Origin of the sequence: Pseudomonas sp. CCI1.1 (genome assembly GCF_034348165.1) — a bacterium.
Taxonomy (GTDB): Bacteria; Pseudomonadota; Gammaproteobacteria; order Pseudomonadales; family Pseudomonadaceae; genus Aquipseudomonas; species Aquipseudomonas paracarnis.
Genome location: NZ_CP133780.1, coordinates 5,943,030 through 5,968,434 on the forward strand (window position 1 = coordinate 5,943,030; position 25,405 = coordinate 5,968,434).

A 25,405-nucleotide genomic window follows, 5' to 3' on the forward strand; every position below is an offset into this window, starting at 1 on the left:
AAGGAGATCTACCATGAAAGCTCGTTTCGCCTTCATCGCGCTACTCGCCCTGCTCAGCACGCCCGCCTTAGCGGCCCTGCAGACCGTGACGCTGTCGGTGCCGGGCATGACCTGTGCCGCCTGCCCGATCACCGTCAAGGCCGCCCTCAACAAGGTGGACGGCGTCTCGCAAGTCGACGTGAGCTACGCGGATCTCGAGGCCGTGGTCACCTTTGACGACGCCCGAACGTCGGTGGAGGCATTGACCGAGGCCACCATCAACGCTGGGTATCCATCAACCCCGACATCCTCGCAAGCGGATCGAGAGTGATCATGAAGAATCCCAAGCCCCTGCTGCGCGTGAGCGTGATCGGCACCGTCCTGGTGGCATTGTGCTGCTTTACGCCGATCCTGGTGATCCTGCTTGGCACGGTGGGCCTGGCGGGGCTGACGGGCTATCTCGACGTTGTGTTATTGCCGGCCCTGGCCTTCTTCATCGGCCTGACCATTTATGCGATTTGGCGTAAGAAGCAGTTCGACGCCTGTTGTGACAACGGCTCTATCAAATCAAGGAATACGCCCCCTGAGTGACATCAAGCAGCTGCACATCGCGGTCATCGGGTGAGTTGTTTACGAGCTTGCCCGCCACGGTGAAGGAATAAGCGTGAAAGATTCGCAGAAATTTTTAAGCGTCGTGCTTGGCACCGGGTTGATGGTGCTGTGTTGCGCCGCGCCAATCGCCCTGGTGCTATTCGGTACGGCGGGCCTGGCCGCGTTGGCAGGCTATCTCGATTACCTGCTGTTTGCCGCCCTGGCCATCGGCTTACCTCTCTACGCGCGATACCACAAGCGGAAGCAGGATGCCGGCTTTACTAATGAAGACTCGGAGAAACGTGATGATTGAACTCAACGTGAGTGGCATGACCTGTGACCGCTGTGCGGATCATGTCAGGGAAGCCCTGGAGAAGCTGCCCGGCGTGCAGTCGGTGGAGGTATCCTATCCTCAGGGGACGGCATCGGTAGCCGTTGATCCGGAGACACCGGCCTCGGCGTTGACGTTTGCCGTGACCCGACTTGGCTACCAAGCTCGACTGGCCAACAGTGGGTCCACTTCCCCGGCAGGCGCATCGGTGTCCAAGGGCCGTGATGAAGACGCCCCGCACATCGCGGTGATCGGCAGCGGCGGCGCCGCCATGGCGGCGGCCCTGAAAGCCGCCGAGCGCGGCGCCCGGATCACCCTGATCGAACGCGGCACCGTCGGCGGTACCTGTGTCAATACAGGCTGTGTGCCTTCGAAGATCATGATTCGCGCGGCCCATATTGCCCACTTGCGTACGGAAAGTCCCTTCGATGCAGGCCTGAGCGCCCAGGCGCCGGTGGTGGATCGGGCCAAGCTGCTCGAGCAGCAGCAGCGACGTGTCGAGGAACTGCGTGACGCCAAGTACGAGGGGATTCTGCGCGACCACCCGGCCATCACGGTCCTGCACGGCGAGGCCCGGTTTATCGATGCCCATAGCCTGATGGTCAAGCTGAACGAGGGCGGCGAGCAGGTCGTCCACTTCGACCGCGCCTTAATCGGTACTGGCGCCCGACCGGCAGTACCGCCGATCCCGGGTCTTGCCGACACCCCCTACCTGACCTCTACCAGTGCGCTGGCCCTGGACACCCTTCCCGAGCGGCTGATTGTGATCGGCGCCTCGGTGGTGGCCCTGGAACTGGCCCAGGCCTTCGCCCGGCTGGGCAGCCGGGTCACGGTGCTGGCCCGCAGCCGCCTGCTCTCCCAGGAAGACCCGGCGGTAGGGGATGCGGTGGAGGCGGCGTTTCGCCGCGAGAGCATCGAGGTCCTCAAGCAGACCCAGGCGAGCCGCGTGGACTACACCGACAATGAATTCATTGTCGACACCAACGCCGGCACCTTGCGGGCGGATCAACTGCTGGTGGCCACCGGACGGACACCCAATACCGAGGCCCTGAACCTGGCGAGCCTCGGCGTGGAAACCGCACGTGGGGCGATTCTGGTCGATGAGCATCTGCACACCACGGTGCCGGGGCTCTATGCCGCCGGTGACTGCACCGATCAGCCGGAGTTCGTCTATGTCGCCGCCGCCGGGGGCAGCCGGGCTGCCGTCAACATGACCGGGGGCGAAGCCACCCTGGACCTGAGCGCCATGCCGGCGGTGATCTTCACCGACCCCCAGGTGGCCACCGTCGGCCTGACGGAAGCCGAGGCCATCGAGCAAGGCTTCAGCGTCGATACCCGCGAGCTGGACCTGGAAAACGTGCCGCGTGCGCTGGTGAATTTCGACACCGGTGGTTTCATCAAGCTGGTGGCCGAACGCGACTCGGGCCGGTTGCTGGGGGTGCAGGCGGTGGCGGGGGAAGCCGGTGAGCTGATCCAGACGGCGGTGATGGCGCTACGCGCACGCATGACCGTACACGACATCGCCAATGAGCTATTTCCCTACCTGACCATGGTGGAAGGGCTCAAGCTCTGTGCCCAGACTTTCACCAAGGATGTGACGCAGTTGTCCTGCTGTGCCGGGTGAACGATATGAGCGCGACCGTGGTGCCACTGGGCGGCGGCACCACGGGTTTTGGGCATGGACACCACAGGGAGCTCTGTCACGATGAACACGACACTACCCGATTGCGGGATGATGGGGGCGATGGGCTGGATAATGCCAGTGATCGGAATTGCCCTACTATTGCTGCTGGTCCTGGGCATCGCCTGTTTGGTGAAGTATCTGCTCTCTAGCAAGTGAGCGTACTGAGCGAGCCATCAACCAGCTAATCCGTTGTGGGTTGAGTTTGTCGGCCACCTTTCTCTCTCGCATACCAACCAGATAATCCGGATACCCAAAAAACCAACACGGGTCGATATCGCCTCATAAGGGTGCGCTGAGGTTGGAGCTCCGACACAACAAGAGCAATTGGAGGTTTGTAATGAAGGTATTGAAATCCACCCTGGCCATCGTCTCTGCGGCGGCTGTACTGGGTGTCAGTGGTTTTGCCCACGCGGGCGCCACCCTGGACGCCGTGCAGAAGAAAGGCTTTGTGCAGTGCGGTGTGAGTGACGGCCTGCCGGGTTTCTCGGTGCCGGATGCCAGCGGCAAGATCCTCGGGATCGACGCTGACTATTGCCGCGCGGTGGCGGCTGCCGTATTTGGCGATGCCACCAAGGTCAAGTTCAGCCAGTTGAACGCCAAGGAGCGTTTCACCGCGCTTCAATCCGGCGAAGTCGACATCCTGTCGCGCAACACCACCATGACCAGCTCGCGTGACGCGGGCATGGGCCTGAAATTCCCGGGCTTCATTACCTACTACGACGGCATCGGCTTTCTGGTGAACAACAAGCTGGGCGTGAAAAGTGCCAAGGAACTGGATGGTGCAACCATCTGCATCCAGGCCGGTACCACCACCGAGCTGAACGTTTCCGACTATTTCCGCGCCAACAACCTCAAATACACCCCGATCACCTTCGACACCTCCGATGAAAGCGCCAAGTCGCTGGAATCCGGGCGTTGCGACGTACTGACTTCCGACAAGTCCCAGCTGTTCGCCCAGCGCAGCAAGCTGGCCTCGCCGAAAGACTACGTGGTGCTGCCGGAAACCATTTCCAAGGAGCCCCTGGGCCCGGTCGTGCGTAACGGCGATGACGAGTGGCTGGCCATCGTGCGCTGGGTGGGCTACGCCATGCTCAACGCGGAAGAGGCCGGTGTGACCTCCAAGAACGTCGAGGCTGAAGCCAAGGCCACCAAGAACCCGGACGTTGCGCGTCTGCTCGGTGCCGACGGCGAATACGGCAAAGACCTGAAAGTGAAGAAGGACTGGGTGGTACAGATCGTCAAGCAAGTGGGTAACTACGGCGAGATGTTCGAGCGCAACCTGGGCAAGAGCACGCCGCTGGAAATCGACCGTGGCCTGAACGCCCTGTGGAACAACGGCGGCATTCAATACGCACCCCCTGTGCGCTGATCGCTGATGGTTCTGTCACCCGGTAGGCCAACTGCCGGGTGATGTTCTGTTCCATTATTTTCGGGGCACTTCATGCAAAATAAAATCGGCGCACCCAAGCAGAAGCTCAGCTTCAGCGACCCCAAAGTGCGTGCGTGGCTGTTCCAGATCATCACGATCGTGGCGGTGGTCTCGCTGGGCTGGTACCTGTTCCATAACACCCAGACCAACCTGCAACACCGGGGCATCACCTCGGGTTTCGACTTTCTTGAGCGCAGTGCCGGCTTCGGCATCGCGCAGCACTTGATCGACTACACCGAATCGGACAGCTATGCCCGGGTGTTTGTCATCGGCCTGCTCAACACTTTGCTGGTGACCGTCATCGGTGTGGTGCTGGCAACCCTGCTCGGCTTCATCATCGGCGTGGCGCGCTTGTCGCCCAACTGGATGATCAACAAGCTGGCGACGGTGTACGTGGAGGTGTTCCGCAATATTCCGCCGCTGTTGCAGATCCTGTTCTGGTACTTCGCGGTGTTCCTGACCATGCCAGGGCCGCGCAACAGCCATAACTTCGGTGACACCTTCTTTGTCAGCAGCCGTGGCCTGAACATGCCGGCAGCGCTGGCCTCCGACGGGTTCTGGCCGTTTGTCGCCAGCCTGGTGGTCGCCATCGTTGCCATCGTGCTGATGACCCGCTGGGCCAACAAGCGCTTTGAGGCGACGGGGGTTCCCTTCCATAAATTCTGGGCGGGCCTGGCGCTGCTGGTGGTAATCCCGACGTTGTGCGTGTTGATCTTCGGCACGCCGCTGCATTGGGAAATGCCCAAGCTTGCGGGCTTCAACTTCGTCGGTGGCTGGGTGCTGATCCCAGAGTTGTTGGCGTTGACCCTGGCGTTGACTGTGTACACGGCGGCGTTTATTGCGGAGATCGTGCGCTCGGGCATCAAGTCCGTCAGCCATGGCCAGACCGAAGCGGCACGTTCACTAGGCCTGCGCCCGGGGCCGACGCTGCGCAAGGTCATCATCCCGCAAGCGCTGCGCGTGATCATTCCGCCGCTGACCAGCCAATACCTGAACCTGGCGAAAAACTCGTCGTTGGCCGCCGGTATCGGTTATCCGGAAATGGTTTCGCTGTTTGCCGGCACGGTGCTCAACCAGACCGGCCAGGCCATTGAAGTCATTGCCATCACCATGAGCGTGTACCTGGCGATCAGCATCAGCATCTCCCTGCTGATGAACTGGTACAACAAGCGCATTGCGCTGATCGAGCGGTGAGGACACACCCATGACTACGCATACGTTCAAACCTGACATGCCACCGCCGAGCAAAGTCTTCGGGCCGGTGGCCTGGATGCGCGCCAACTTGTTCTCGAGCTGGCTCAATACACTGCTGACCTTGCTGGCGATCTACCTGGTGTACCTGGTGGTGCCACCGATCCTGCACTGGGCCATCCTCGATGCCAACTGGGTGGGCACCACCCGCGCCGACTGCACCAAGGAGGGCGCCTGCTGGGTGTTTATCCAACAGCGCTTCGGGCAGTTCATGTATGGCTACTACCCCGTCGACCTGCGCTGGCGCGTGGACATGACGGTGTGGCTGGCCATCGTGGGCGTGGCGCCGTTGTTCATCTCGCGTTTCCCTCGCAAGGCGATCTACGGCCTGGGCTTTCTGGTGTTGTACCCGATCATCGCCTACTGCTTGCTGCACGGCGGCGTGTTCGGCCTGAGTAATGTGGCGACCAGCCAATGGGGCGGCCTGATGCTGACCCTGGTGATCGCCACCGTGGGCATTGCCGGCGCCTTGCCGCTGGGCATTGTGCTGGCGCTGGGACGGCGTTCGAACATGCCCGCCATTCGGGTGGTCTGCGTGACCTTCATCGAGTTCTGGCGCGGCGTGCCGTTGATCACCGTGCTGTTCATGTCGTCGGTGATGCTGCCGCTGTTCCTGCCTGAAGGCATGAACTTCGACAAGCTGCTGCGGGCGCTGATCGGTGTGATCCTGTTCCAGTCGGCCTATGTGGCCGAAGTGGTGCGCGGTGGTCTGCAGGCGATTCCCAAGGGCCAATACGAAGCCGCTGCGGCGATGGGCCTGGGCTACTGGCGCAGCATGGGCCTGGTGATCTTGCCGCAGGCCTTGAAGATGGTGATCCCAGGGATCGTCAACACCTTCATCGCCCTGTTCAAGGACACCAGCCTTGTGATCATCATCGGCCTGTTCGACCTGCTCAACAGCGTCAAGCAAGCCGCCGCCGACCCCAAATGGCTGGGCATGGCCACTGAAGGCTACGTGTTCGCCGCCCTGGTGTTCTGGATTTTCTGTTTTGGTATGTCGCGCTATTCCATGCATCTGGAACGCAAGCTCGACACTGGCCACAAGCGTTAGGAGTTTTTTGATGAGCGAAGCAATCAAACAGCCTGTGAGCCCTGAAGGCATTATCCAGATGCAGGGCGTCAACAAGTGGTACGGCCAATTCCACGTGTTGAAAGACATCAACCTCAACGTCAAGCAGGGCGAGCGTATCGTGCTGTGCGGCCCTTCGGGGTCGGGCAAGTCCACCACCATCCGCTGCCTCAACCGCCTGGAAGAGCACCAGCAGGGCCGCATTGTGGTCGATGGCGTGGAGCTGACCAACGACCTCAAGCAGATCGAAGCGATCCGCCGTGAAGTCGGCATGGTGTTCCAGCACTTCAACCTGTTCCCGCATTTGACCATCCTGCAAAACTGCACGCTGGCGCCGATGTGGGTGCGCAAGATGCCCAAGCGCAAGGCCGAGGAAATCGCCATGCACTACCTGGAGCGTGTGCGCATTCCGGAGCAGGCCCACAAGTTTCCCGGGCAGCTTTCAGGTGGCCAGCAACAGCGCGTGGCGATTGCCCGCGCGCTGTGCATGAAGCCCAAAATCATGTTGTTCGATGAGCCGACGTCGGCGCTGGACCCGGAGATGGTCAAAGAGGTACTGGACACCATGATCGGCCTGGCTGAAGACGGCATGACCATGTTGTGCGTGACCCACGAAATGGGCTTTGCCCGCACCGTGGCCAACCGCGTGATCTTCATGGACAAGGGCGAGATCGTGGAACAGGCGGCACCGAATGACTTCTTTGATAACCCGCAGAATGAGCGGACCCGGTTGTTCTTGAGCCAGATACTGCATTGATGGAGTGTTAAAAATAAACCCGGCCTGGTGCCGGGTTTGTTTTTTGCCCTCAGTCAGGGCGTCGTCGCGATCTCGTGTTCTTTGTGGGTTGTATGCGTGGTGTTACGCATATCAGCACCCTCACTCAAGGTTTTTGCATCAACGAGCAGATGCGGGTGGCGATCAAGCAAGCGCATAAGCACGACGAGGGATTTTGGCGCCAGCAGCTCACCGCGTTCGTAACGTGAAAGTGCGTTATGTCCGCCGCCGGAAAGCAGTTGCACAGTGTCCTTTTGTGAAAGATGCAATTTGCGACGAATGCGCTTTATCTCGTTACCGATCATTCGTCTGAAGCTGTAGACCATCTCATCACAGTGATCTGAATAGCGGTCCGCGTCTTCAGGGTCAAAGATCACCTCACCACAACTTTGGCACTCCCAGCCTGAAAGGTTGTCGATTCGGCGGTGCAAGCCTTTGACTTCCGATGTTTCGCTGCGACCCGAAAAATGTCGCATTCCGTCATGCTGGCCGCAGCTGAAGCACTGTTCTGTTTTCATAGGTTACTCTCCTTGAAGGAGATCACCGGAGGTTTACCGTCCGTGCGGTACGTCACCTTGATGTAGATCTCCAGGCCATGTGAGTGAATGTGATAAACGTCTTGCCAGACGCAATGGTCGCCATAACTTGTCATGGATTTAAACAGCATCTTGCCCGTTAGCTTGTAAACAACCTCCTGCATTTGCGTGTTGCTCAGATCGAGCTTTTCCCCGCAGTTGCGTGCTGTTTTGGTAAAAGCTTGTTTTCCAAGCCGCCTGACATCCGCCTTGATCAGGGCCAAATCGTAATGAGGTGTGTACTTTTCCATAAGACACCTGAGTCCAATAATTACCCTCTAAGGGTAATTTTACCAATCGAAAATACTGCTCCTTTTCCTGCCTAAGAACCCTAGTGCGTTGCCTTTGTAGGCAACTCCGAATAGCCTGTAGGAAAATTCATCCTATGATTGGACGAAAGCGCTAAACCCATGACAGACATCGCCCCGCTGATCAAACGCTCCCTGGTCGACCAGGCCCTGGAGCAACTGCGCCTGCGCATCTCCCAAGGCGTATGGGCCATCGGCGAGCGCCTGCCCACTGAGCCCGAACTGTCCGCCGAGCTCGGTATCAGCCGTAACACCGTGCGCGAGGCCATGCGGGTATTGGCCTTCTCTGGCTTGATCGACATTCGCCAGGGCGATGGTAGTTACCTGCGCTCGATGACCGACCCGCTGGGCACAATGCGGGCGCTGTCTCATTGCACGCTGGAGCAGGCGCAGGAGACGCGCCAGATTCTGGAAGTGGAGGCCATCGGCCTGGCTGCGTTGCGTCGTACCGAAGCGGACCTTACGGCATTGCGCAAGGCGCTCGACCTCAGCGCCGGGCGTTATCACGGTGACCTGGAGGCCTATATCAGTGCCGACCTGATCTTCCACCAGCACTTGGTGGATGCGGCGCACAACCCGGCCTTGAGCGAGCTGTACCACTACTTCTCCGCCATTGTCGGCGCGCAGCTGCGCCAGACCCTGAACCGCTCACCGCGACGCCAGGCGGTGTTCGACCTGCATGGAGCGCTACTCGATGCGGTGGAACAACAAGACCCGGACCGCGCCAAATCCCTCTGCCGGCAGTTGATCAATGAACCCTGAAGCCCCACGCAAGACCGAACTCGAAGAACTGTTGATCGACGCCGAAGCTGACGACGACAGCGTGCAGCAGGCGCAGCCGAGCGTGGTTCGGCCATGGCTGCTGTTGCTGGGCCTGGTGTTGGTGGCCTTGAACCTGCGCCCGGCCTTGTCGAGCCTGTCGCCGTTGCTGGCAGAGGTTTCGAGCAGTTTAGGCCTGTCCGCCGCCAAGGCCGGTTTACTGACCACCTTGCCGGTGCTGTGCCTGGGCCTGTTTGCACCTACCGCGCCGATGCTGGCCCGGCGTTTCGGCGCCGAGCGCGTGGTGCTCGGCATCCTGCTGACCCTGGCCGCGGGGATCATCCTGCGCAGTTCGTTCGGTGAGGTGGGGTTGTTCCTCGGTAGCCTGGTTGCAGGTGCCAGCATTGGCATCATCGGCGTGTTGCTGCCGGGTATCGTCAAGCGCGATTTCGCCAGCCAGGCCGGCGCCATGACCGGTGTCTACACCATGGCGTTGTGCTTGGGCGCCGCCATGGCGGCCGGTGCCTCGGTGCCACTGAGCCACGCCTTTGGCGACAGTTGGAAGATCGGCCTGGGCTTCTGGATCCTGCCGGCCCTGGTGGCGGCCCTGGTCTGGTTGCCCCAGGTTGGGCAGAAGCACGGAGCCCATCGTGTGGCCTATCGTGTGAAGGGTTTATTGCGCGATCCGCTGGCCTGGCAGGTCACCCTGTACATGGGCCTGCAGTCGTCACTGGCCTACATCGTGTTCGGCTGGTTGCCGTCGATCCTGATTGGCCGCGGCCTGAGCGCGACCGAAGCCGGGTTGGCGCTGTCGGGCTCGATTATCGTGCAACTGCTCAGCTCCCTGGCCGCGCCGTGGCTGGCGACGCGGGGCAAGGACCAGCGCCTGGCGATCATGGTGGTGATGCTGTTGACGCTCGGCGGCTTGTTCGGGTGCCTGTACGCGCCGCTGGATGGCCTGTGGGGTTGGGCGATTGTGCTGGGCCTGGGGCAGGGCGGGACGTTCAGCCTGGCGCTGACCCTGATCGTGTTGCGTTCGCGCGATTCCCATGTGGCGGCCAACCTGTCGAGCATGGCCCAAGGCATTGGCTACACCCTGGCCTCCCTCGGCCCTTTCGCGGTCGGCCTGGTACATGACTGGACCGGCGGCTGGACGGCTATCGGCTGGATCTTCGCCGTGATCGGCCTGGGCGCTATCGTCGCGGGCCTCGGCGCCGGCCGTGCGCGCTATGTGCAAGTCACCAGCGAGAAAGTCTAGAGATACACCACTTCCAGCGTGGCCGAGCCATCGAGCGGTGTTTCTACGCTCAAGTCCAGATTCTTGCGCGCATTGATCACGGTCTGCACCGTCACCATGCCTCCCAGGATACCGATCGCCGTGGGCCCGCTGACGCTGCCCTCGACGTCCGTGAAGCCCAGGTAGCTCCTGGAGCCGATGTCGATGGGGTTGAGGTTGGAGGTTCGCCACGCCAGGCCACCGGTGGTGGATTCAGTGCCGTAGATCTGTGCGGTGTTGCTGGCCTGCGTCTGCCGAGGGTCGAAGGTCATGGAGTAGACTCCCAGGCGGTTACCGCTGTTATCGAACCCCAACCCGTAGTAAATCTCGCTGTTGACCATGGCCGAGCCGTCGCGGTTGTCAGCCATGCGCAAGGCATAGCGCACGGGGCCGTTGCAGGCAATGCCGATGTGCAGGTTCTTGACAGGCAGGCGCGTGGCGGTCTCCAGGTTCAGATCTTGTTGGGCAATCTTGCCGTAGTCGATCAGGCCGCCGCTGGAGAGTTGTGGCAAGCAGGCGGCGGGAATGATCAGGCCCTGGACGCTCAGGTCAACCGTGGAGGCCGCCAGTGCCTGGGCGCTGCCGCATAAAAGCAGGCTGCAAAGAAGGTGTCTTTTCATGATGCGAACTCCTACAAGTAGACAATTTCGAGAGTGCCGGACCCATTGATGCGCACGACATCACGCAGATCCAGGCTTTGCATGGGCGCCAGATACGTCTTGATGCGCATCGTGCCGGTCAGTGTCTGCATGGACACCGGCCCGGTGGTGACACCTGTCTTGTCGGTAAAACCCAGCAGGCTGTTGGCCGCCATGGGGATCTGCCGGGCGGTGGAACTGCTCCACGCCACGCCATTGCTGGTGGAGTCGGTGCGGTACAAGGTGGGAAAGCTATCGGCGCTGAATTCCCCCGGGTCGATGGTCAAATAAAAACGCCCGATTTTGTTACGGCTGGCGTCCAAGTCCAGTCCATAGGCCGTTTCATCAGTGCCGCCGGTGGCCGAACCGTCGCGGTTGTCTTTCATGCGCAGGCCAAAGCGGATCGGCGCGTCGCAGCTCACGTTCAGGCGCAGCGTACGGGTGGGCAGGGGTGTTTCGTTGGTGGCGCTGAGGTCCTTGGCGTACAACGTGCCATAGTCGACCACGCCGTGGTCCGACAGTGTCGGCAGGCAAGCAACGGGCGCAAAGTGCGCGCGCAGCGTCAGTTCCCGGTAGCGGCCGTGGCTTGCGCCGTACAGCATTCCAGAGACTTCCCAGGTAGTTGCGTCTCTGGCTTGTATTGCCGCCACACCGGCCCAGGCGCGTAGCGTCAGTTGCAACGAAAGGGTGTTGCCCATGAGTACGGCACCTTGTTCAATCGGTGCGATGCCGTGCCCGGGGCGCCACTCCAGTACCGTTGCACTCATCACGGGGGGCTGGCCGGCAGCGGTCAGCAAGCCCAATTCAACGGCGCGACCGTCGAGCACGGCATTGCCGACCTCGATGGCATAGCTGCCGTGTTCGGTAAATTGCAGGCGCTGCGGGGTGGCAGCCAGCGCACGATAGAAGAGGCTGAGGTCTCCGGCCTGGGGGCAGTTGACGTTCACGCTCAGGCGGCGCTCACCGAGCAAGCGTTCCGGCGCGCCGTCGTGTTGCGCAAGACGGTTCATCAGACCGAAATCAACCTGAGCTTCGCTGACGTTCAGTTGGCATTCTTCCAAGGCTTGGGCCGTGCCGGCGATGCCGAGCAGTAGCCACATACAGAGTGAGCGCATACAGGTTGCAAGGGGCATGACAGAAATCCTCAAGGTACGCGGCAACGTGCGGGAGCCGATTCGAAGTACACCGACGGGTCGGCTTTGGCTGCCAGTTGGTAGTGCAACTGGCAACGGCCTCCCTGGGGTGTGGTTATCCACAGCGTCGTTTGATCCAGTACGTTGGGCAGAAAGACCTGGCTGCCGTCCTGCACCAAGGTCACAAACTCACCACTGGCACTGCTGACGGAGGCGCCCGCAGGCAGCGGCGAGCCGTCGTCGTGACTGACGGTGAGCAACACACGGCGGGTCAAACCGACGCCGAACTCGACCCTGTCCACCGCGCCGCGTCCGGCCGAGATCATTGCCAGGCCGTTGTTGATATCGGCATTGCGCGGCAGCGAGCGGGTCTGGACTTCCACCGGGCTGCGCCCGTACGCGGCCACTTGCGGCACCACGGCCTGGCCTTGCCAATCGGTCCAGACCGGCCCGCTGGGGGTACTGAGCTTGATGCCGCTCATGTCGCCGACGGACACCAGGGCAAAGGTGTCGCGCACCGGGTAGGGGGAAAGGGTCACGCCGCCACCGTGCATCACCACTGCGCCGCGGGCCCCCCCTTGATAACTGGAGCGCTCGGCATCGGAGCGGCTGTAGCTGAAGTCGAGCTGGCTGTAGCGTGGCAACGCCGAGACGCCGACGGTGGTTTCCACCTGATGATCGCTGCTGTCATGTTCGGCGCTGACCCGGTAGCTGAGCTGGTCGTCGATCTGTTCGGTCACGCCCATGCCGGTGCGGTTTTCGCCGCCGGAGTTGCGTACCCAACTGCGCAGTCGGCGACTCTCGCCCAGCGGCACACTGATGTTGAGGTAAACCGCGTTATCTTGTTGCTGGCTGCCGCCCATTTGCCATTCGGCGCTGGCTGACAAAGACACCGCGCCAATACTGGTGCCCCAGGATGCCAATGCGCGGCTGCTGCTGTCGCCGGCGAAGTTGGATGAGCGCGAAACCCCGGCGCTGAATGCACCCAGTATTGGGTGCGACCACCCCAGGTTGAGGCTTTGCTGGTCGCGGTAGCGTGAAGCGCGATTGCGGTCGTCGCGCTCGTAGGTGCTCTCTTCGAGTTCGCGGTAGCCGGGGCTGCGCCAGGAATTGGCGGCGCTGAATGACCACTGTTCGTTGAGGCGCTGGGACCAGGAAAGATCGGTTTGCACACCGGAGACTTTTTCACGCGCCTGGGTGTTGGACACTTGCGTGGACAGTTGGACCTGACTGTCCAGCCAGGGCATCCAGCCCAGGCTGGCGCCCACCGAGCGGTATTCGCTGGCCGCCAGCACGCCGCTGCCCAGGGTCACTTGAGGATGCAGGGCGCCTGTCCAGCCGGCACTGACCACCCATGGATCATCCCCTTTGGCGTCGCCGACATTACGTACCCGGCCCGCCGCCACGGAGTAACCCGGCGCTGGCAACCCGAGACCCAGCATGGCCGCCGGCACAGTGAAGCGTCGCTCACCGCCGACACTTTCCTTGACCGTGACCTCCACATCCGAGCGCGTGTTCAACCGGCGCACATCGGTCAGGGCAAAGGGGCCGGCAGGCACCACGGTGGAGTGAATCAACGCACCGTTCTGCCGCACTTCGACCTGTGCGGGACTGTTGGCGATACCTTGGATCAGCGCACCCTGGCCCTGCTCCTGAAGGGCGTGTTCGGTGAGCACTTGCACCCCGGTGATCTGTGCGCCGGACAGCACCGGGTTATACAGATTGATCTGCCCGGCCTGAAGCACTGCCTGATGGCTGGCGAAGGTGCGTTGAGCATAGGCTTCCAAGTGGGTGCTGCGTGACAGGCCATCCTGCCAGGTCTGCACCTGGCGACTGCGCACGATCCAGTCGCCGGCATTGAAACCCACCTCGGTATTGGCCGAGCCGAACCGGCTGGCGTCATCGCCGAAGCGGTTGTAGAAGCCGCTGAGGTCGTAATTGAGTAGCCCGGCAAATCCGCCGGTTTCGTAGCCGGAAATATCCTGCCGCACCGGGCGCAGCGCTTCGGTGGGCACCACCAGGGATACCGTCAGTGTCGCCGGATCCGGCTCCACCAGGCTTTGCGGATATTGCCCAAGGAAGTCCTGGCAACCTTCGGTTTCACTGGGCAACTGCAGGTTGGCGGCGTCCAGCAAGGCCCGGTCAAAGCACAGGTTGCCCTGCTGATCAAAACTGACATCATGCCGGCCGCGTCGCTCGCCGTTGACCCGCAGGTGGACGGTATGTCGCCCGGCGGCGAAGCGCGGTGCGGCCAGCAACAGGCTGGCCAGCTGTGGGTCAATGCCACGTTGATGCAAGGTCTGGGTGTCGAAGCCGGCCGGGCTCGAATCATCGGCCCAGGCCTTGGTCGACAGCACTGCGCACAGCAGCAGCGCCAACGGCAACGGCGGTCGGGCAAGGATGGCGGGCACGGCTTCGCCGTCACGGTAACTCAATACTGTTATCACGCAAGGTACTCTTGTAGTGAACACTCAGGCCGTGTGCGCCCGGCGTTCTGGTGACGGTCGATATGCCGTCACTTCGTTATCCAGGCGTCGGTCGATGGTGCGACGCCTGTGGTTTTCCGTCAGAGGGTGATCGGTGCGTCGTAGGCCTTGACCGCAAAGCCATACACCGTGGCCGGCTGCAGCCTGACTGTGCTGGCCTGGCCACCGCTGGCCGGTACGCTGATGGCTTCGCCCGGCAGCACGTAGGTGCGCGGCAGCATGGCTTTGCCGTTACCTGGCAACAGCAGCAGCTCCTGCGCCAGGCGCACCACATAAGGCGTGTCATTGCGCACCTGCAACTGGCCGTCGCGCAGGGTCCAGGTCAGGTCGGTCCACGGTGTGCGGTTCGGCGCCAGGCCCTTGGGGTGCACGATTACCGGCAGGTTCTGGCGCACAGTCACGCCCACGCGGGCATGCCCGGCGGCAGTGGCGGCGCGACCTTGCGGCATGCCTTCGAACACGGCGCGTTTGAGTCGCTGAGTGAGCAGCGGCTGCTGGTTCTGCAGGATGAACCGCACCAGCTGGGATTTGGACGCCTCAACCCGTGACAACGGCGGTGTCACCACCAGCAGCGGCTCGGTGTCTTCTGGAATATCCAGCAAGGTCACATGCAGCAGCGCGAGCTGGCTGTCGGTGTTGGTCACCGACACGGCGGCTTCGCCCTCGGCTTCGTGCACGATCACCACGGAGGTATCGGGTACCATGCCATCGGCTTTTACTGGATTACCCAGCACCAGTAGCAGGGCCAGGGCGCCGACGGCGGTGTTTGAGCGTGTCATGGTCATGACGGTTTTCCATTAGGCGATAGTTGGGTCAGAGGTAGCGCAAATCCAGGACGATGGAGCCGTCCAGAGGGACTTCCTGGTCCAGTGTCAGGTACTGCGAAAAGTTGATGGCCGTGTCCACCTGCAGCCTGACCAGCAACTGGCTGATGAACTCGGGCTGACGGTCACCGGGCGGCGCGAAGGCCATGTAGGAGCGTGGATAGGCATTGGGGTCTTGTGACCAGGTCTCGCCGCTGTTGATGGAGGCCAGTACCTGCAGCGGCTGTGAGTCGCCCAGGGCGTCGCGATAGGACAACGCTACGGAACCGAGACGCTCCTCAGGGGCGTGTATGTTTCTTCCCAGCCCATAGAAGTAGTCGGGCGCCAGTGACGACTCGGCACGATTGTCGATGCCCACCAGTGCAAACAGCATGGGCCGGGCGCACAGCACGTGCAGATCAAGCATCTGGCTGGGCAGCACGGTGAACTCGTCGACGTTGAGGCTGTGGGACGGGATCTTGCCGTGATCGACAATGCCCTCGTCCGTCAGCTCGATATGACAGGCGTCCGGTGTGACCCGGCCGGTTACCGTGAGGTCGACGAACGAGCCCGCGTGTGCCTGGAACGCGATGAGCAGGCACAGTACGGCGGCACAGAGACGGGCGGGTGCAGCCAACACAGGCATCGGCAGGCGCAGCCCATGCCTGTCAATGTTCAAGGGATGGGCCGCCATGGGTTAAAGGTACTTCACTTCAAGGGTGGCGGAGCCGTCGATGGTGACCTCATTGCTCAGGTCCAGGCCATCGGCGCGATTAATGATGGTTTGCACTTCCAGGTCGAGGCTCAGGTCCTTGACCGCCAGTGGCTGGGTGTCGTCATCCATCGCGGCGACTGACATGTACAGGCCTGGGTCCCAGAACTTTTCCCTGTACCAGGTATTACCTTGGTCGCCCGACGCAATCGGCTGCACCACGACGCCACCTTCGGCAACCGGATTGGCGAACGTCAGGATGTACCCGCCAAGCACCTGGGTCTCATTGATAAATCCAAGACCGTAACGTATCGAGCTGCCGGACGCTGCGCGGTTATCGATCGAGTGCAGAGCAAACTGGATCGGCGCGTCGCAATTGACCACCATGCTCAGTGTGTTGTTGCCGATGACCGTATTTTTGTCCGGGTTCAGGTCCTTGGCGGAAATCTTGCCGTGGTCGATCACGCCACCACCGGACAGGCTCGGTGTACAGGCACTGGGCACGATCAGGCCTTTGACGGTCAGGTCAACGGTGGACGCGGCGAAGGTGGCGGCCGAGTTGAGCAGCAACAGGCTGGCGGCCAGGGTGGTCAAGCGGGTTTTCATGGTGCGGGCTCCTTAGAGGTAATTGACTTGCACAGTGGCGTGACCGTCGATGGGGACTTCGTCGGTAAGCGTCAGGTCGTTGGCGGGTGCAATGTGGGTGATCAGGCGTATCTCGGCGTCCAGTTCCTGGATCGCAATGGGGGTCACGTCGTCGCTGTTGGCGACCGCCGTCAGCAAGGTGTGACTGAGCATCACGGAGGGCATCCAGGTCGTGCCGCCATCCCTTGAAGTGATGGTGCGCACCGATACGTTGTCGGCCACCGGGTTATAGAGGCCAAGCCCGGCGTCGCCGACTTTTTCATCGTTGGCCGTGGTGCCCAGGCCGTGCCAGCTGAAGTGGCTGGCAGCCGTACCCGGGCGGTTATCGATGGTGTTGAGGGTAAAAAAAGTCGGCCCGTCGCAACGCACGCTCAAGAGCATGGTTTCCCTAGGCAAATCGGTATAGGTGTGGGTATTGAGGTCTTTGACCGACACCTTGCCGAAGTCGACAATGCCACCGCCGGAGACCACCGGGGCGCAGGCGCTGGGGGTGATGACGCCTTGGACCAGCAACTCGGTGTTGCTGTTGGCGAATGCTGGCGGGCAGAGCAGCAACACGCCTGTCAGGCTGAACGTGAGTACCTTCATGGTCGAATGGATCTCCTGGGGGTGGTTTGAATCTTCTAGAGGGAGTTACAGATACAAGCGTTCTGCAGTGCCCGGGCCTGGACGCTTATCTACAGCGCTGGCGGCCAATAGGCGGGCGCTCGCCGCCAGCGACAGGACGCTGCCGAGTAGGGCTAGGCAGAGCTTCATCGAAGAAGCCCCCTTACAGATAGTTGACTTCGAAGGTCGCGGAACCGTCCATTGCCACCTCGCTGTCCAGTGTCAGGGTATTGGTAGGTGCAATGGCGCCACGTACGGAGATGTCCATGACCACGTCCTGAAGTGGTTGCGGGGCCCAACCGCTATCACTGCGACCGCCAAAACCTACCAATGTGTTGGGGGTGACCCCGTCATCCGGGTAAAGCACAGTCCATGTCGGGCTCCAGGGGTACTGGATCAATGCTGTGGAGGGCGTTTCAGAGGTATGACTGAGCAGCGACAGCTCAAACCCACCGAGCTTTTCGTTTTCGTCGGTCAAGCCCAGGCCAAAGGTGCCGGTGGTTGACGAGCCGGCCCGATTGTCGACGGTGCGGATGGCGAACAGCGTCGCCGCATCGCAGTTGACGCTCAGTTTCAGTGTCCGATGCTCAAGCCAGGTATGGCTGTCGGGGCTCAGATCCTTCGCTGCGATTTTTCCGTAATCAATGTCGCCTGGCAGGTTGGGGGTGCAGGCGCTGGGGGTGATCACCCCTTTGACGGTCAGGTCCACGCTGCTGGCGGCGAACGCAGACGAAGTCATTGCCAGCAGCAGGGCGCTGCTCAGCAGAGATATACGGATCTTCATTTCAATTTTTTCCATTGCAGGCTGGCAGATGGAGGCGCGTGCAGGGCAGCGTCCGACCCGACATGGACGGGCGGTTTGCCGAGTGGCGCTCTCGATTTTTTCGCGGCTGCCGAGTGGCAAACCGTCCCTCTTTTGGGGTGGGCCCAATTTAGCCAGGGGGTGGCGCGTTGGAAATACAACTAATACGACATTGGCCTGATGCGCGGCGGCCATGAGCCGGTGGATTTTTTCGTAGTTGTTGTATCGGCTTTTAATTGCTCAAAAGGTTATTTGTTTCAGGTCGATAACATTCAAATGGATGTGGCGATCGTTGCTGCCGAATAGGCCTTTTTGGCTATTGCACCAGTGCTGCGGGTTGCCGCCGGATCAATAGTCACGAAGAGGTACTGATGGGTTCGCTTTCAGGTTCAACCGCAGGAGCGAGCCAGACACTCAAGCCGCCTGTTGCCGTACCGCGTCATTGGCAACAGTTGAATATCCTGGTCGTAGAGGATCACTCCGCCTACCGCCTGTTGTTGGGATGGCTGTTACAGAAGCTGGGGCTGGGGCACGAGTTGGTCGCCGATGGGTTCATGGGCCTGGTCGCGTTCACCAGCCGGCCCTTTGACTTGGTGATCAGCGATTGCCAGATGCCGTTCATGGATGGCTACAGTATGGTCCGTGCCATTCGCCAGCATGAGCGCGACCACGGTTTGAAACGGGTACCGATCATTGCTTTGACCGCCAACCTGCAGAACGACAGCCCTCAGCGATGTCTTGACGCCGGAATGGATGCCTGGCTGCTCAAACCGCTGACCCTGGAACAACTGCATGCCCTGTTGGTGCGCTGGTTGCCAGGCGGTGATGCTGGCCAACCCGACCGGCAGGACACATTGCCGTGCGCCGTTTGGCCAACACGTGCCACGCTGGTTGCGACGTTTGGCAGCGACCTGATTGTTGACTCGCTGCTCGAAAGCCTGTTGATCGAAGCATGGGAGGACCACCGTGTCTTGCGTCATGCCTGTGCGACACTGAATGCGTCACTGGCTGCGGAGCGCCTCCATCGCTTGGTTGGCAGCCTGGTGTTTTTGGGGAGTTGCGACCTTGAAATCACCGCTACACAGTTGATCAAGCAAGTGCAGACCGATGGAGTTGCAGCACACTGCAGGGATTTGGACGTGTTCCAGACACGCTTGTGTGTCTGTCTTGAATACCTGTCCAGCATTTGAGGCAAGAACCCGCCGGGGTTGTAAGTGCTGCTGACTGCCTAGTTTTGGTTGTAGGTACTTTCCTATTGTGTTGTAGTCCAAAAAATACCCACTACTGAATATTGGGCGCGGCTGCAAGCAGCTCTTTGTTAGCAGTTGTTGATGGGCGCTGGCGGAGGTATTTTGCGCGGGTCCAAGTTGCCATCATGCGTGGGTATCTATGCTTCGAGTAATTATTGCTGACGATCATCCTATTGTCCGAGTCGGGCAGAAAGTCGTGATTGAGGCGAATGGCAAGTGCAAAGTGGTGGGTGAGGCCGACGGTCCTGATCAGTTGCTTGGGGTATTGAGCACCACCCCGTGCGATGTGCTCGTCACGGACTTCGCCATGCCGGGCGGCCAGCACGCTGACGGTTATGGTTTGTTGGGGCTGCTGCATCGCCAGTATCCGAAGTTGCCGGTGATTCTGGTGACCATGTTCGCCAACGTCGCCACCTTGCGCGCGTCTTTCGCTCATGGTGCCAAGGCGGTTGTCGCCAAAAGCGCTTCGGCCAGGGAGTTGCCCCTGGTCATAAAGGCGGTGTGCGCCGGGCAGACCTTTGCCAGCGAATGCCTGCGAGTGCAACTGGTTGAGGCGGGAACGGGCGATCAATCCCAAGAGCCGCAGTTGTCGGGCAAGGAACGCGAGGTGGTGCGGATGCTGGCCAGCGGCATGACCGTCAGCCAGATCGCAGCACAGGTCAATCGCAGTATTTCAACTATCAGCAAGCAGAAAAGCACCGCCATGCAACGGTTGAGTATTTCTACCGACGTTGACTTGTTTGCTTACGCCCGAGATGCGGGAATGGTGCCTTAGAAAGTTACAGTTTTATGACGAGGCTGAAACTAACCGGTGTTTTTTTCAATTCGTATTAGTTGTATGGGGTTTGAAAGAGGCGGTCTTTAAAGTAGCCACGGTGCCTTTGCAATATGTGCGATGGCCGTCCCCAAATCCCTAGTCTATTAGATGAGTCGAACATGCAGGTTGATGGCGCACGTGCAGGTGCCTTTTGTCCTGTGTAGTTGAACGACCGCAAGTGAGCGCTTATATGCATCCCTCTCGTGTACTTATTACCGCCGCGTTTGTGCTGGCCGGTGTTTCCAATCCTGAATTCAACACATAAGTGCAACGCTCACCCCTGTATGCACTTCGTACGGCGTCTTCCAGCCCAAGCGCTTGCGCGGGCGTAGATTGATCCTCGCTACTGTCCGATTGACGGCTTCGACGGTCAGCTTGCTGAAGTCGCTGCCCTTGGGGAAATACTGGCGGAGCAGACCGTTGGTGTTTTCATTGGTGCCACGTTGCCAGGATGAATAGGGGTCTGCAAAAAAGACCTGGCACTGGCTCCGTAGCGCGATGCGTTCATGCCCGGCAAACTCCCTTCCGTTATCCAGCGTCAGCGTGTGAGCGGCATGGCCCTGAAGCATCAGATTGATCGCCCGCGTTACCTGCCGGCGCGTTCTGCGCTTGACCGGATAGGCGCTCAGATAGCCGCTTTTGCGATCAACCAGGGTCACCAGGTTACCGCCCAGTCCATGTACCGTATCGCCCTCCCAGTCCCCCAGGCGCTCGCGGCTTTCGACCTCGGCTGGGCGTTCACTGATTGACACGCGATTACGCAGCTGCCCGCGCCGATCGTGGCTTCCATAGCGTTTCCGGTAGCGCTTTCGGCGATGTCGCAGATAGGTATAAAGCTCACCACCGGCGCGCTGTTCGGCGGCAATGAACCGATAAATCCACTCATGGCTGACCGCCCGGCTTGGCTGCTCCTGCTTCAACCGCTGGGCGATCTGCTCCGGACTCATGCCATGCTTGAGCCACACCGGGAGATGATGGCTGAGCCATGTCGCCGGCTTGCAAAACTTGCGCGCACCCGCTCGACGAGCATCACTTTCATGGGCCGCAGAAACAGCCTTGTAGATATTCTGGGTGCTGTTGCGGCGAACCTCGCGACTGATCGTCGAGGGATGCACGCCGACCCGCTTTGCAATGCTCGCCTGGCTCTCTGCGGCGCTCAAGCCAGCCTCAATCTGGTAACGTTGTCCCTGAGTCAGCTGCCGGTAATGCGTAGTCATCTGCGCTTGAATCCTTCGGTGTGAGAGCCTGGATTCTACCGGTGGCTGGCTCTCTGCCTCTCGTTTCAAGCGTTGCGCTTATTCTATGAATTCAGGAATGCAATGGCCGCCTCCAGTGTGGACCTCAGTGTCGTCGGTGTGATCACGCCCTCCGCCTGTACACCCACATTGTCCGGTGATGGGGTAGTGGACCATGGCAAAATCTCGATTCAGGACTTCCCGGAGTTTGGCTATAAAGTACTTCCAAAGGCCACGCTGCAGCTCGAGGTGGCCTGTGATGCGCCGGTGCTGATGGCCGTCAAGAGCACGGATAATCGCCCGGGCACTGCAATTCCCACGTATCCAACTCAGCCGCAAGACCTTTCACGTTTTGGTCTGGGCCTGACCAGCGCCGGGAAGAAAATCGGTTGGTACGAACTGTCAACGTCTAACGCTACCGCCGACGATAACCCTGTTGGTTTAATCGAGTCCCCGACTGGTAATACCTGGGTGAATGCACCCGACCGTTCGACGTGGCAGCCAGGCTGGATGCGTACCGCCCACGACAGCAGTAGTGCGCCTTTTCCAATGACCAGATTCAGTGCGCAAGTGGGCGTTGCCACGACCCTGACGGGCAAGAGGGATTTGCCGATTGCCGAGGAAGTTTACATAGACGGTAGCGCTACGCTCGACGTCGTCTACCTTTAACGCTGTGGGGCATCACGCATTCCTTACGGGTAAAGCCATAGCTTTATGCTGCAACGCGGACTATTGTTCAGCCCCCTGTTCATTGTGCGGAACCTGCCCATGAGTGATGCCCACAACGCCCTGATCACCCAGTTCTATAGCGCTTTCCAGCGGCTGGATGCCGAAGCCATGGCGGCCTGCTACACCGACGATGTGCTGTTCAGCGACCCGGCATTTGGCGAATTGCGTGGTCGGGATGCCGGCGACATGTGGCGCATGCTCACCACGCGAGCCAAGGACTTTTCCCTGGTGTTCGATCAAGTGCGCAGCGATGACACGGGTGGCAGTGCCCACTGGGTGGCGACGTATCTGTTCAGTGCGACGGGCAATACGGTGGTCAACGATATCCAGGCGCGGTTCGTGTTTCGCGACGGCAAGATCTGCGAGCATCACGACCATTTTGACCTGTGGCGTTGGGCGCGCCAGGCCTTGGGTGCCAAGGGCCTGTTGCTGGGGTGGACGCCGCTGGTGAAAAACGCCGTGCGCGCGCAGGCCAATAAAGGCCTGAAGGTATTTCAGAGCGGGCGTTGATAGACTGGGCGCTCCCTTGCGTTAACCGAATCAACTTGTGAATACTCCTGAACCAAAACCCTGGTTTGTCTATCTGGTGCGCGCCTCCAATGGTTCGTTGTATTGCGGCATCAGCAACGATCCTTTGCGCCGGTTTGCCAAGCACCAGAGCGGTAAGGGGGCGCGTTTTTTCCTCTCCAGCCCTGCGGTGGCGCTGGTGTACACCGAGCAATGCGCGAGCAAAGGCGAAGCGTTGCGTCAGGAACGCTTGATCAAGAAGTTGAAAAAGAGCGCCAAGGAGTGCCTGGCGGCAAGTGGCTCCCCCACCAACGCCTCCTGAGTACGCGAGGGCGGCTAAAAAAGTTATTTGCATAAAAAGGTGAGGTAAACACTCGGCCCATCCGTGTAATGCTTGAAACTGCGATCAATTCGCATTAACAGCGTTTTTTACACGGATTCTCACAGCATGAAGTCGACGGCGGGCGGTTGGATCAAACAGTGGCTGGGAGCCTCGGCATTAGCGGTATCGGGGCTGGCGTTGTTGCCGCTTGGCATTGCCCAGGCGCAGGAGCAGCAAAGCACTCAATTCAAGTTTGCCCTGGCGGCCAAGCCATTGCCTCAGGCGCTGAGCGAGTTCAGCCGGATCACCGGTATCAGCGTGATCTACACCGATGAAGCGCCCTACGGCCTCAATGCCCCGGCGGTCAGCGGGCCGATGACTGCAAGCCAGGCGCTGCAACGTCTGTTGAGCCAGTCCGGCTTCACCTTCCGCCAGATCGACGCCCGAACCCTGGCGCTGGAGCCGGTGCCTACCGATGGCGCGGTCAACCTCGGCGCTACTACCATCAGCGGCACCAACCTCGCTCAGGACAGCACCAGCTACCAACCGCCGCCGACCAGTTCGGTGATGCGCTCCCATGGGTTGCTGCTGGAAGCCCCGCAGACCGTCAACGTAGTCCCGGCTCAAGTGCTGCGCGACCAACAACCGCGCAACCTGGATGATGCGCTGGGCAATATCAGTGGCATCACTCAGTCCAATACCCTGGGCAGCACCCAGGATGCGGTGATGTTGCGCGGCTTCGGCGACAACCGTAATGGCTCGATCATGAAGGACGGTATGCCAGTGGTGCAGGGCCGGGCATTGAACGCTACCGCCGAGCGTGTCGAAGTGCTCAAGGGCCCGTCATCGCTGTTGTATGGCATCCAGGACCCGGGCGGTGTGGTCAATATCGTCAGCAAAAAGCCTGAACGGGTGCAGTCCACCTCCCTGACAGCGCGCGGCTCGACCTTCGGCAGCGGCAAGAATGGCAGCGGCGGCAACCTCGATACCACCGGCCCCCTCGGTGACAGTGGCTTGGCCTATCGCCTGATCGTCGACCATGAAGACGAAGACTACTGGCGCAACTACGGCACCCACCGCGAGACCCTGGTGGCGCCGTCCCTGGCCTGGTACGGCGACACCACCCAAGTGGTGCTAGCCTATGAGCATCGCGAATTTCTCGCGCCGTTCGACCGGGGCACCGCCATCGACCCCAAGACCAACCATCCGTTGAACATCCCCGCCACCCGCCGTCTGGATGAGCCTTTCAACAACATGGAAGGCCGCTCCGATCTGTACCGCTTGACTGTCGATCATGATCTCAACGACGACTGGAAAGCCCACTTCGGCTACAGCTGGAACCGCGAAACCTACGACGCCAGCCAGGTGCGCGTGGTCAAGGTCAACCCCAACGGCACCCTGACCCGCAGCATGGACGGCACTCAGGGCGCGCTGACCACCGACCGCTTCGCCACCGCCAGCCTCGAAGGCAAGGTCGATGTCGCGGGTATGCAGCACGACCTGGTGTTCGGCCTGGACGATGAATACCGCAAGATCTACCGCGCCGACCTGATCCGCCAGGCACCGCGAGGCAGCTTCGATTACAACAACCCGGTGTACGGCAACGAAGTCGCCGGTTCCAAAGTCAGCGCGCCGGACAGCAACCAGACCGATCTGCTGCGCAGCGATTCGTTGTTCTTCCAGGATGCCATCCATCTCAACGAGCAATGGATTCTGGTCGGCGGTGCGCGTTACCAGATGTACGACCAATACGCCGGCAAAGGCGTGCCGTTCACCGCCAACACCGACGGCAATGGCCAGAAGTGGGTGCCGCGGGCTGGGCTGGTGTATCGCTATAGCGATGAACTGTCGTTTTATGGCAGCTATACCGAGTCGTTCAAGCCCAACTCCACCATCGCGCCACTGGCCAATAAAACCGTGTTGAACGGCAGTTTGCAGCCGGAAGAATCCAAGGCCTGGGAATTGGGTACCAAGTTCGACCTGCCGGGGCGCATCACTGCCAGTGCGGCGCTGTTCACCATCGATAAACGCAACGTGTTGGTGCAGGTAGGCGAGGGCCTGACCTCGGAGTACAGCGTGGCCGGCAAGGTGCGCTCTCGCGGCCTGGAGCTGGATGCCAGCGGCCAGCTGACGGATAAGTGGAGCCTGATCGGCAGCTATGCCTACACCGATGCCGAGGTCACCGAAGACCCTAAGCTCAAAGGCAATCGCCTGCAGAATGTGGCAAAAAGCACCGGCTCGTTGTCGGCGGTGTATGACTTCGGCAGCATCCTGGGCGGTGATCAACTGCGCGTCGGCGCCGGGGCGCGTTATGTCGGCGAGCGGGCAGGGGGCGCGGCCAACAGTTTCGAACTGCCCAGCTACACCGTGGCCGATGTGTTCGCCAGCTATGACACCAGGCTTGAGGGGCAGAAGGTCAAGTTCCAGCTCAACGTGAAAAACCTGTTCGACCGTACCTACTACACGTCCTCGGTGAATACGCAGTTTGTGTCCATGGGCGATGCGCGGCAGGTGTCGGTGTCCAGCACCTTGACCTTCTGATTCATTTATCTGTGGGAGCTGGCTTGCCTGCGATGGCATCGACTGGGTTTGCTTGGTACACCCAGTTGTCTGCATCGCAGGCAAGCCAGCTCCCACAGGAAAGCGGTCGCCACATTGATAGCGAGCTGTTAGCGTTGCCGCCATTGCATGCT

Annotated in this window: 29 protein-coding genes; 17 read left to right on the forward strand and 12 right to left on the reverse strand. The window is 60.6% G+C overall.

Going from position 1 to position 25,405, the window contains the following annotated elements:
• The first annotated feature begins 13 nt into the window (after positions 1-13).
• The 9 genes from merP (at position 14) to RHM69_RS26930 (ending at position 7,091) form a co-directional block, all read left to right on the forward strand.
• Positions 14-310: a mercury resistance system periplasmic binding protein MerP gene (gene merP, locus RHM69_RS26890; RefSeq protein WP_022519794.1), complete on the forward strand. Its 297-nt coding sequence runs from the start codon at positions 14-16 to the stop codon at positions 308-310.
• Positions 311-312: 2 nt separating this feature from the next.
• Positions 313-570, forward strand: coding sequence for a mercury resistance system transport protein MerF (merF, locus tag RHM69_RS26895; RefSeq protein WP_033988342.1), 258 nt, complete (start codon positions 313-315; stop codon positions 568-570).
• A 73-nt stretch (positions 571-643) separates the two neighbouring features.
• Complete coding sequence (gene merF / locus RHM69_RS26900) at positions 644-883, forward strand: mercury resistance system transport protein MerF (RefSeq protein ID WP_027965777.1); 240 nt, start codon at positions 644-646, stop codon at positions 881-883.
• Positions 876-2,525 (forward strand): mercury(II) reductase, encoded by a 1,650-nt coding sequence (gene merA, locus RHM69_RS26905; protein ID WP_079386307.1) that lies wholly within the window; start codon positions 876-878, stop codon positions 2,523-2,525. The genes merF (RHM69_RS26900) and merA overlap by 8 nt, the downstream gene beginning before the upstream one ends.
• Before the next feature lie 81 nt (positions 2,526-2,606).
• Positions 2,607-2,741 (forward strand): hypothetical protein, encoded by a 135-nt coding sequence (locus RHM69_RS26910; RefSeq protein ID WP_008957399.1) that lies wholly within the window; start codon positions 2,607-2,609, stop codon positions 2,739-2,741.
• 181 nt (positions 2,742-2,922) lie between these two features.
• Positions 2,923-3,954 (forward strand): amino acid ABC transporter substrate-binding protein, encoded by a 1,032-nt coding sequence (locus RHM69_RS26915; protein ID WP_014717020.1) that lies wholly within the window; start codon positions 2,923-2,925, stop codon positions 3,952-3,954.
• A gap of 72 nt (positions 3,955-4,026) precedes the next feature.
• The gene (locus RHM69_RS26920) at positions 4,027-5,208 is read left to right on the forward strand and encodes an amino acid ABC transporter permease (RefSeq protein WP_020301232.1); all 1,182 of its coding nucleotides are present in this window, start codon (positions 4,027-4,029) and stop codon (positions 5,206-5,208) included.
• Between the two features lie 10 nt (positions 5,209-5,218).
• A complete protein-coding gene (locus tag RHM69_RS26925) occupies positions 5,219-6,316 on the forward strand; it encodes an amino acid ABC transporter permease (protein ID WP_014717022.1) in 1,098 nt (365 codons plus the stop codon).
• 10 nt (positions 6,317-6,326) lie between these two features.
• The gene (locus tag RHM69_RS26930; RefSeq protein ID WP_003188759.1) at positions 6,327-7,091 is read left to right on the forward strand and encodes an amino acid ABC transporter ATP-binding protein; all 765 of its coding nucleotides are present in this window, start codon (positions 6,327-6,329) and stop codon (positions 7,089-7,091) included.
• A 53-nt stretch (positions 7,092-7,144) separates the two neighbouring features.
• On the opposite strand, the gene RHM69_RS26935 is transcribed toward RHM69_RS26930, so the two are convergent.
• Complete coding sequence (locus tag RHM69_RS26935; RefSeq protein WP_014717023.1) at positions 7,145-7,627, reverse strand: type II toxin-antitoxin system MqsA family antitoxin; 483 nt, start codon at positions 7,625-7,627, stop codon at positions 7,145-7,147.
• Entirely contained in the window at positions 7,624-7,935 is a 312-nt protein-coding gene (locus tag RHM69_RS26940) for a type II toxin-antitoxin system MqsR family toxin (protein ID WP_014717024.1), read from the reverse strand. Before RHM69_RS26940 ends, RHM69_RS26935 begins: the two co-directional genes overlap by 4 nt.
• A 159-nt stretch (positions 7,936-8,094) precedes the next feature.
• Here RHM69_RS26940 and RHM69_RS26945 point away from each other — a divergent pair, with 159 nt between their 5' ends.
• Entirely contained in the window at positions 8,095-8,754 is a 660-nt protein-coding gene (locus tag RHM69_RS26945) for a FadR/GntR family transcriptional regulator (RefSeq protein WP_014717025.1), read from the forward strand.
• Positions 8,744-10,009, forward strand: coding sequence for a CynX/NimT family MFS transporter (locus RHM69_RS26950; RefSeq protein ID WP_200599134.1), 1,266 nt, complete (start codon positions 8,744-8,746; stop codon positions 10,007-10,009). Before RHM69_RS26945 ends, RHM69_RS26950 begins: the two co-directional genes overlap by 11 nt.
• Here RHM69_RS26950 and RHM69_RS26955 read toward each other — a convergent pair.
• From RHM69_RS26955 to RHM69_RS26995, 9 genes are all read right to left on the reverse strand, one after another.
• Positions 10,006-10,647 (reverse strand): DUF1120 domain-containing protein, encoded by a 642-nt coding sequence (locus tag RHM69_RS26955; RefSeq protein WP_020301231.1) that lies wholly within the window; start codon positions 10,645-10,647, stop codon positions 10,006-10,008. The genes RHM69_RS26950 and RHM69_RS26955 overlap by 4 nt on opposite strands.
• 11 nt (positions 10,648-10,658) lie before the next feature.
• Positions 10,659-11,798, reverse strand: a complete 1,140-nt coding sequence (locus RHM69_RS26960) for a DUF1120 domain-containing protein (RefSeq protein ID WP_409077753.1) — start codon at positions 11,796-11,798, stop codon at positions 10,659-10,661.
• A gap of 11 nt (positions 11,799-11,809) precedes the next feature.
• Positions 11,810-14,245, reverse strand: coding sequence for a fimbria/pilus outer membrane usher protein (locus tag RHM69_RS26965; protein ID WP_236466067.1), 2,436 nt, complete (start codon positions 14,243-14,245; stop codon positions 11,810-11,812).
• A gap of 119 nt (positions 14,246-14,364) precedes the next feature.
• Positions 14,365-15,069, reverse strand: coding sequence for a fimbria/pilus chaperone family protein (locus tag RHM69_RS26970; protein ID WP_014717030.1), 705 nt, complete (start codon positions 15,067-15,069; stop codon positions 14,365-14,367).
• 28 nt (positions 15,070-15,097) lie between these two features.
• Complete coding sequence (locus RHM69_RS26975; RefSeq protein ID WP_032903334.1) at positions 15,098-15,781, reverse strand: DUF1120 domain-containing protein; 684 nt, start codon at positions 15,779-15,781, stop codon at positions 15,098-15,100.
• Between the two features lie 3 nt (positions 15,782-15,784).
• Positions 15,785-16,405, reverse strand: a complete 621-nt coding sequence (locus RHM69_RS26980) for a DUF1120 domain-containing protein (RefSeq protein WP_014717032.1) — start codon at positions 16,403-16,405, stop codon at positions 15,785-15,787.
• A gap of 12 nt (positions 16,406-16,417) precedes the next feature.
• Positions 16,418-17,032, reverse strand: a complete 615-nt coding sequence (locus RHM69_RS26985) for a DUF1120 domain-containing protein (protein WP_014717033.1) — start codon at positions 17,030-17,032, stop codon at positions 16,418-16,420.
• Between the two features lie 45 nt (positions 17,033-17,077).
• A complete protein-coding gene (locus RHM69_RS26990; RefSeq protein WP_256203223.1) occupies positions 17,078-17,200 on the reverse strand; it encodes a hypothetical protein in 123 nt (40 codons plus the stop codon).
• A 13-nt stretch (positions 17,201-17,213) separates the two neighbouring features.
• Positions 17,214-17,834, reverse strand: coding sequence for a DUF1120 domain-containing protein (locus RHM69_RS26995; RefSeq protein WP_014717034.1), 621 nt, complete (start codon positions 17,832-17,834; stop codon positions 17,214-17,216).
• Between the two features lie 389 nt (positions 17,835-18,223).
• On the opposite strand from RHM69_RS26995, the gene RHM69_RS27000 reads away from it, so the two are divergent.
• Both RHM69_RS27000 and RHM69_RS27005 read left to right on the forward strand, forming a co-directional pair.
• On the forward strand, positions 18,224-19,042 hold the full coding sequence (locus RHM69_RS27000) for a response regulator (RefSeq protein WP_200599135.1): 819 nt from the start codon (positions 18,224-18,226) through the stop codon (positions 19,040-19,042).
• A gap of 199 nt (positions 19,043-19,241) precedes the next feature.
• A complete protein-coding gene (locus RHM69_RS27005) occupies positions 19,242-19,877 on the forward strand; it encodes a response regulator transcription factor (RefSeq protein WP_200599136.1) in 636 nt (211 codons plus the stop codon).
• A 296-nt stretch (positions 19,878-20,173) separates the two neighbouring features.
• Here the strand turns inward: RHM69_RS27005 and RHM69_RS27010 are convergent, their stop codons facing one another.
• Complete coding sequence (locus tag RHM69_RS27010; protein ID WP_004577240.1) at positions 20,174-21,136, reverse strand: IS30-like element ISPpu17 family transposase; 963 nt, start codon at positions 21,134-21,136, stop codon at positions 20,174-20,176.
• Between the two features lie 102 nt (positions 21,137-21,238).
• Here RHM69_RS27010 and RHM69_RS27015 point away from each other — a divergent pair, with 102 nt between their 5' ends.
• The 4 genes from RHM69_RS27015 to RHM69_RS27030 all read left to right on the forward strand — a co-directional run bounded on the left by RHM69_RS27015 (position 21,239) and on the right by RHM69_RS27030 (position 25,253).
• A complete protein-coding gene (locus RHM69_RS27015; RefSeq protein ID WP_268939643.1) occupies positions 21,239-21,823 on the forward strand; it encodes a DUF1120 domain-containing protein in 585 nt (194 codons plus the stop codon).
• A gap of 99 nt (positions 21,824-21,922) precedes the next feature.
• Positions 21,923-22,393, forward strand: a complete 471-nt coding sequence (locus RHM69_RS27020; protein WP_014717038.1) for a nuclear transport factor 2 family protein — start codon at positions 21,923-21,925, stop codon at positions 22,391-22,393.
• A gap of 37 nt (positions 22,394-22,430) precedes the next feature.
• A complete protein-coding gene (locus RHM69_RS27025; protein ID WP_168426362.1) occupies positions 22,431-22,712 on the forward strand; it encodes a GIY-YIG nuclease family protein in 282 nt (93 codons plus the stop codon).
• Positions 22,713-22,838: 126 nt separating this feature from the next.
• The gene (locus RHM69_RS27030; protein ID WP_200599137.1) at positions 22,839-25,253 is read left to right on the forward strand and encodes a TonB-dependent siderophore receptor; all 2,415 of its coding nucleotides are present in this window, start codon (positions 22,839-22,841) and stop codon (positions 25,251-25,253) included.
• The last annotated feature ends 152 nt before the right edge of the window (positions 25,254-25,405 follow it).